The following is a 6667-nucleotide window of genomic DNA, read 5'->3' as shown; positions in this document are numbered from 1 at the left end:
TCCAGGTGACACCTAGTGAGGTAATCATCGATGGCGAAGCCATAGACCAACCCAATTTGAGTACACCGCCTTTCGCCACTTTCACACTGTCCAATAAAGCACAGGCGATGCTTAATGCATTGGAAGATACGGCTTTAAGCAAAGTGGAAGAGGCACGTATGCAAGCGCAGTTAAAAGCTCAAACAATCCAGAAAGCGTACCTTGAAAGCATGACGCCAAAGACGGAGCCTCCATCGCCTGTTAATGAGACAAATGCCTCAATCATCGATTTGATTGAAGTAAAAAGCATCATCGCGACGCCAGCGCGTACGATGGCTTGGGTCTCGCTGCAGGGGCAAACCGTGCCAGTACAGCAACACGCCAATATCCAAGATATTCGAGTGGTTGATATCCAACCAGGAGCCATTCAATTCAAAGACGCCAAAGGGCGCCTGCACACCAAATTTGTGGCCGCTACCGTGAACAAAAAGGAAAAAGAACATGATAAACGAACACGCTGACGTGCTCATCAGCGATGAACTGAAGTCCATATACTTTGAATCACAAGACACGGTGTTAACCGAAGAAGGCGTCCTACTCACTTGTAACCTTGACAGTAACGCGATTGAAAAAATCAAGCAGGTGATAGCCACGCACTATCAAGACTACCCCTCCCTGCTGGGTAAAGTCTTAAAGGTAGTGCATACCGATGCGCTGACCATTACAGAGATGATTGAGCGATTGACTCGGCAAGTTCAGGGGCCTCGATGGGATGATAAAACCCTGTCAACCATAGGGCGAGACGTGGTCGATATGCTGTCGAAGACGGTCGAACGGGGCGCCTCTGATATACACATTGAACTGTATGCTAAAGAGACGCGCTTGCTTATTCGAGTCGATGGCCGATTGGTTGAATTGAGAAAGGCGATCCCTGAATACGAGTATGGCAATAACCTTATTGGGTATCTGTTTAATGAGAAAGCCCAAGATACCGATGGGGATTTCTACGTCAACAAGACGAACAATGGCCGTATCGTGATGGAGTTGGACACCCCGTATAAAGACGAAAACGGGGAGACTCACTGGGTAAAACGCGACACCCTTTGGCGCATCAGCTACATCTATGCCAAAGACAAAGGGGGGCAAGCCACGCTGCGCTGGCTCAATAAAGACCTCACCATTCCCAAGTTAGATAGTCTCGGTTGGGAACCCGGTCATGTCGCGGCGATGCGCGCTTTTATGCGTTCAGCCAGTGGGGCGTGCTTGATGGCTGGACAAGTAGGCTCGGGGAAAACCACGGCAATAGCGAGTGCCCTCAGTGAAGTGAAAGATTCGGGACGGGCAATCAACACCATTGAAGATCCGGTGGAGGTCGATATCGGGGTGATGCAAACCTCCGTGCAAGGGGATAATGATGAATTGGATGCTCTCGTTCGATTGCTGCTTCGTCATGACGGAGACATTGAATTCCATGGGGAAATGCGTACTCAAGCGGGGGCGATGGCGGTGTGTCGTAAAGCGGAAACCGGTCAACTGATGTTGGCCACGCTGCACACTTCCAGTGCATCGGGCATTGCGCACACGATGAATGAGCAAATGGCGGTGCCATTGGCTCTTATCACGGCGCCGGACTTGATGAAATTGTGGATATACCAAACTTTGGTCAGAACCTTATGTCCTCATTGTTCTCTCACATTAGCGCAGGTGCAAGCCCATTGGACCCCTAATGAACGAGTGCAATTTGAGCGTTGGCAAAGCGTTTATGAAGGCTCAGAGACCCTTCGTTTTCGGCGCCGTGAAGGGTGTGAACATTGTATCGAGGGAGAGAAAGGGCGCACCAGTTTGGTGGAAATGATCGTGCTCGACGATGAAGACCGGCACTACATCATCAAGAAGGATTACCTCAATTGGGGCGAGGCGCTGAAGAAAAAAGGCTTTAAGAGCGTGCTTGACCACGCAAACCTCAAAATAAATCGAGGTGAGGTTGACCTGTTCACGGCCTCTGAGCGGGTGAATGGGCTCTTTGAACAAGCGGCCTCTTCGGTCTATGCGACGTTTTTTGAGGAGGCACGATGAAGAAAAAAGCGCAGCTGGCCATGCTCGATAAAATCGAGCGACTGTCCAACGCGGGCCTGAAGCAAAAAGACATTGCGACGCTGCTTAAACTTCATGGCAGTCAGGATGAAAAACGAGCTGGAGAACATTGCTTAACTACCATCGGTCGAGGTCAAGGGTTCAGTTTGGGGCTTAAATCGTGCCTTTCTGAAAGTGCCTACTTGTGTTTGAGTGCGTCTGAAAATGTGGGTGATTTCACTCAGGGGCTGCGAGATGCGATAGGCGCCCTAGAAGTGGATGAAGCCAGTGGTGCTGCGTTAGTTAAAGTCTTTATCAAGCCGTTATTGGGTCTGTCTGCTGCCCTTTCTATGAGTGCAGCATTGGCCGCGTTTGCTTTCCCTATGCTTGCTGAGCAAGGGCCGCGGCAACGCTGGGGCGTGATATCGAGCAGTGCGGAAAGTTTTGGATTGTTCTGGCTTAATCACGGGCTGACCTTCATTGCTCTTTTGATGATAGGCATCATTGTCGTGACGTTGTCACTGAGTCGTTACACGGGCGCGGCCAGGCATTGGATTGATGCTTGGCCTGTGTATCGGCAATATCGCTACATTCAATGCACGAACTTGCTCACGAGTGTGGCCCATCAAATCTTAGTGGGTAACAGCATCAAATCGGCGCTGGAACACTACGATAATCACCCCTCGGCATACATGAATGGTCACATTAAAAGGATGCTCAGCACCATCTCACGAGGCAAAACCAACGTCGGCGTCATTTTCGATTCAGGTCTGATGGATACGGCGGAACTCGATATGCTGAAAATGCTCAGTGAAACCGGTGATGCCCCCATCATCTTAAAAAAGAGCGCAGAGATACACGCGACCCAATTACTGCTTGAAATGAGTCGATTGAAAACGTGGGGCTCACGTTTTTTGTTTCTCTGCGTTGTATTGATAGTCGCTTGGATGGCTCTTGGAGCCGGTACGCTGGCGTTCGATATGGCCACGAATTTGAAACTGAAATGAACTGAAAAAAGGAAACACACATGAAATCACAACATTGTTATGTTCAACGTCAACGCGGGGCAATCAGCGCCGAGTTTGCCATGGTGGCGGCTTTCATTGTCATTGCGCTCATCTTTATTGTTTCACAGGCACCCAAACTGGTGTTTAAGATAAATGAAATGCGTTTTGTTTCTCAAGCCAGTGAAATTTCGCAAGAAGCACAAGCTTGGAAGAAGTTTCGGCCCAATTTCAAAGGCGTCACTATTAAAGTGGTGTGTGAGGATGGCTCGCTAAGTAAAAGCATTTGTGGTGCTGCAAATGACGGCAAAGCGACTAACCCATTTGGTGGAGACTGGATATTAGCGGCCCCTGAGAGCAATCTTGGAACTATTGCTGTGACCGGCAAAATTCCTAATGAGACGGACAAGAAAAAAATCACCAGTGTGGCTAACGCCATTGCGCCCTCTACTCGAAGTAATTGCATGAGCGGGAGCAACTGCAGTAGCTTAACGGTTGGCGCTGATTCCTTGACTATGATTTATTAATATGGCGCAGCGCGGTTTTCTAAGCGCTGAACTCGGTCAATATCTGCTTCTTATTTCACTTCTTTCCCTTCTTGTTGTTCCCCTCGCCCGCTATGGCAACCAGTTACTCAGTGCCTGGCACATTGAGCGTGCAGTCCATCGATTAATTGATAAGAGTCAACAGCACTATGCTAAGTCGGTGTTGATGTCTCGCTGTTTGACTCAAACAAGGCTGTCAATGCAAGTGCTTGGGGAAGTCGCGCAACAAAACGGGGTGACTTATGACGTGAGTTACCTGCAAAGTGGGGTGCCTCGCACCCCACCCAGCGCCATTGTTGTTAGCGTCACATTAGATCAATCCATGAAAGGGCTGATAAACCGATTTCAAGCCGATGTCATTCAAGGGGCCACGTTGCAGTTTTACGCCCCACTTCGTTTCACGCTCCCCGACTTTCAGCAATTGAATATCGAAACGGGATGCATTCGTTAAAAGGACCATCATGAACTTACGTCATAAACAGCACGGCTTTGCGCTGATCATGGGGGTACTGATTATCCTCACGATTGTCGGTGCGGGCAGCATGGCCATTGCTGAATACACACAAAAAAAGCGCATTCTTAATAATGCGGAGTCATTTTATAACCGAGTACTGTATTTACGGCGTCAGATGCACGCTTATGCCCATGATAAATACACCGCGGGTTTTAGTATCAACAGTGCAGGCTTGTTTCCATTTAACTTAAGCGACTTAGAAGGTAAGTATGTACCGGCATGCAGCACGGCCGACAATCGTCGCGGTTTGTGCATGAAAATCAATCAAACGCCATGGGGCACGATTGAAAGAAATGATTATCGAGTAGTTGAAATCAAACCAAGTCAAGGGGAGAGCTATTACCGGGCTGAAATTGATTTGAAATTGCCGAGTAAAACCGATGAAACGCTTCGCTATGAACGAAACACAACGATATCGATGCTGGCTCAACTGCCCAACATTCAATATGACGACACCAGTAACATGATCAAGGTCAGGGTGGACAGGCCCGACAAAGCGTTCGGCTATGAATCGCTGGTTAAGCGTAGCGGTGACTCTACTTTGCTGGGAGATTGGGATGTCGGTGGTCAGCATGCCATCACGAATGCGCGAGATGTGACGATAGCGAATGATGACGGCACTCAGAAGTTAGTCAGTCGGGGGCTCTCGAACGTTTATACCGTGGAGCATGGCGACAAAGTGAAAAAACCATCATGCCCGAAAGACCTGAATCCCCGTATCGATTTGGGATTGGGCTATGTCCGTATTGAGTCCGATTATCAACTGATTGGTAGTCAAAAGCCTCATATTGTATCTGAAACGACCTCTGACTGGGAAATAGGTTTGGCACTTAGAGTTAAGAACATCATCACTAATGAAATTGGCACTCAGTCAACAGGTAATGTGCTTGCAGTAACACAATGTAAATAATAGGAAAGATTATGAAAATACAGTCGGCATTAATTTCAATTATGCTTTTTACGCCCTTGGCTGTTGCCAAAGTAACTTACAACGATGCGATGGAATCTAGTGCAGACTTTTATGAGTCAAATAATGAAACCTCTACATCACCTATCAACACAGGTCTAACTCCAGGTGAAACACAAAGCGATATTCGCAGCGGTAATCAACTAGGTCATTGGGTAAAAACTGGCTCAGAAGTAATGACATTTGGCGATGCGGGAGCCTATGCCAGTAATCCCATTCCCCCTTCTAGCATTGGTCAGGAATGCTTGCTTGGAGCAAAAGGGTGGATTGCCAATGAAAAAATAGGAAACAGAGAGGTGTGCGCTCATCAAACGAGTGGCCATTGCGATGTATGGAATACCGAGAGATTTAGTTATTTATCGCGCGATGAGGGTTACAAAGCCGAGTGCCAATAAGGATATAAGACGCGTTCAAGTTGACGTGTGATCACTTGCTCATATGTCGATCCTGAATAAGAAACAATGCATTAGAACAAAAGATCATAGAGAAAACATCGAGATAACATGCATCATATGGTATCGTTTGCTTATTATCTCAATCATGGAGAGTGAAGAGATGAAACGAATTCTATCAATATTCGCGTTGGCCTTGATGTCCAGTGCGTCCCATGCTGTCGTCAATGGCGAGAGTGTGAACTGGCTTGAACATGACGATTTGGTGCGCTTAGACAGTCAAGTACTAAATAAACGGGGGCAATGCAGCGGGACTTTGTTAGCTGGTAAGTTTGTATTAACGGCGGCCCACTGCCTTGAAAAAGCAGATAACGTCGATACCATCACTACGGCAACAGATGAGACGTATACGGTTGCAGAACGGATCATGCATCCTAACTATGACCCAGTGCCTGACTGGAATAATGAAGATATTGGTTTGATTCGTTTAGCTAACTTGGCGCAATATACATCGACATCGAGATTGAAAACACTTAAGCAAACGCCTGCCAAAGGTTATCAATTCATGGTTCAAGGCTTTGGTGGAACTTACGATAGCGACGCTCCTGTAAATCAGGTTCCTTTTACTTTTGATCATGCGCATTGGGTTTACAGTTATCACTGGTATTCGAACCAAGTTAATGAGGCGCATACGACTGGCGGTGATTCAGGAGGCCCGTGGCTTAATCAAAATGGTGAAATTGTTGCCGTACACAAGGGTAGTGTCTTACATTTTGGTAGCACCCGAGATGATGATACCCGCGAAACCTACGGTACAGATTTACATTATGCTCGTGATTTTATACTTGATACCATTAATGGCTGGCATTACCCAACAAATATAGTCGTTAATGGTCAAGGTAAAATAACATTACAATCGCTTCATCGAATGGGCTCTGAGCCTGATTTGGCCAATTCTTATAGAGTAGAAGGAGATGTCGAAATCCTACCATCTAGTTCTTGCATGAATACTATAACGTCATTTTCAGTATGCGAGTTGAGTATAAAAAGCACAGGCGGAACAGGAAAAGTTTATTTATCTGAGGATGAAATCATCGTCGTCAATAAAGAAATCAAGCAGCCAACAAATGGTGGCGTCAAGGAACCTCAAAGTTCTGGTTCAAAAAGCGGAGGCTCAATAGGCTTTGGTGCTC

General features: G+C 47.1%; 7 protein-coding genes and 1 pseudogene. All 8 read left to right on the top strand.

The window, feature by feature from the left end; translation table 11 throughout:
* Positions 1–500, top strand: a pseudogene (locus VSA01S_RS20085) (hypothetical protein); the annotation flags it as partial.
* Positions 481–2055: a GspE/PulE family protein gene (locus tag VSA01S_RS18910; protein WP_039984004.1), complete on the top strand. Its 1575-nt coding sequence runs from the start codon at positions 481–483 to the stop codon at positions 2053–2055. The pseudogene VSA01S_RS20085 and the gene VSA01S_RS18910, both read left to right, overlap by 20 nt.
* Positions 2052–3059 (top strand): hypothetical protein, encoded by a 1008-nt coding sequence (locus VSA01S_RS18905; RefSeq protein ID WP_039984005.1) that lies wholly within the window; start codon positions 2052–2054, stop codon positions 3057–3059. The genes VSA01S_RS18910 and VSA01S_RS18905 overlap by 4 nt, the downstream gene beginning before the upstream one ends.
* Before the next feature lie 20 nt (positions 3060–3079).
* A complete protein-coding gene (locus VSA01S_RS18900; RefSeq protein ID WP_039984006.1) occupies positions 3080–3583 on the top strand; it encodes a hypothetical protein in 504 nt (167 codons plus the stop codon).
* 184 nt (positions 3584–3767) lie between these two features.
* Entirely contained in the window at positions 3768–4052 is a 285-nt protein-coding gene (locus tag VSA01S_RS18895; protein WP_147052758.1) for a hypothetical protein, read from the top strand.
* A 10-nt stretch (positions 4053–4062) separates the two neighbouring features.
* Positions 4063–5025 (top strand): type II secretion system protein, encoded by a 963-nt coding sequence (locus tag VSA01S_RS18890; protein ID WP_039984008.1) that lies wholly within the window; start codon positions 4063–4065, stop codon positions 5023–5025.
* Positions 5026–5036: 11 nt separating this feature from the next.
* Entirely contained in the window at positions 5037–5477 is a 441-nt protein-coding gene (locus VSA01S_RS18885) for a hypothetical protein (protein ID WP_039984009.1), read from the top strand.
* 160 nt (positions 5478–5637) lie between these two features.
* A partial coding sequence (locus VSA01S_RS18880; RefSeq protein WP_186810637.1) for a S1 family peptidase occupies positions 5638–6667 on the top strand: 1030 nt, incomplete at its 3' end.

It is taken from the genome of Vibrio sagamiensis NBRC 104589 (genome assembly GCF_007990935.1).
GTDB classification, from domain to species: domain Bacteria; phylum Pseudomonadota; class Gammaproteobacteria; order Enterobacterales; family Vibrionaceae; genus Vibrio; species Vibrio sagamiensis.
This window is presented reverse-complemented; position numbering and strand designations above follow the sequence as displayed.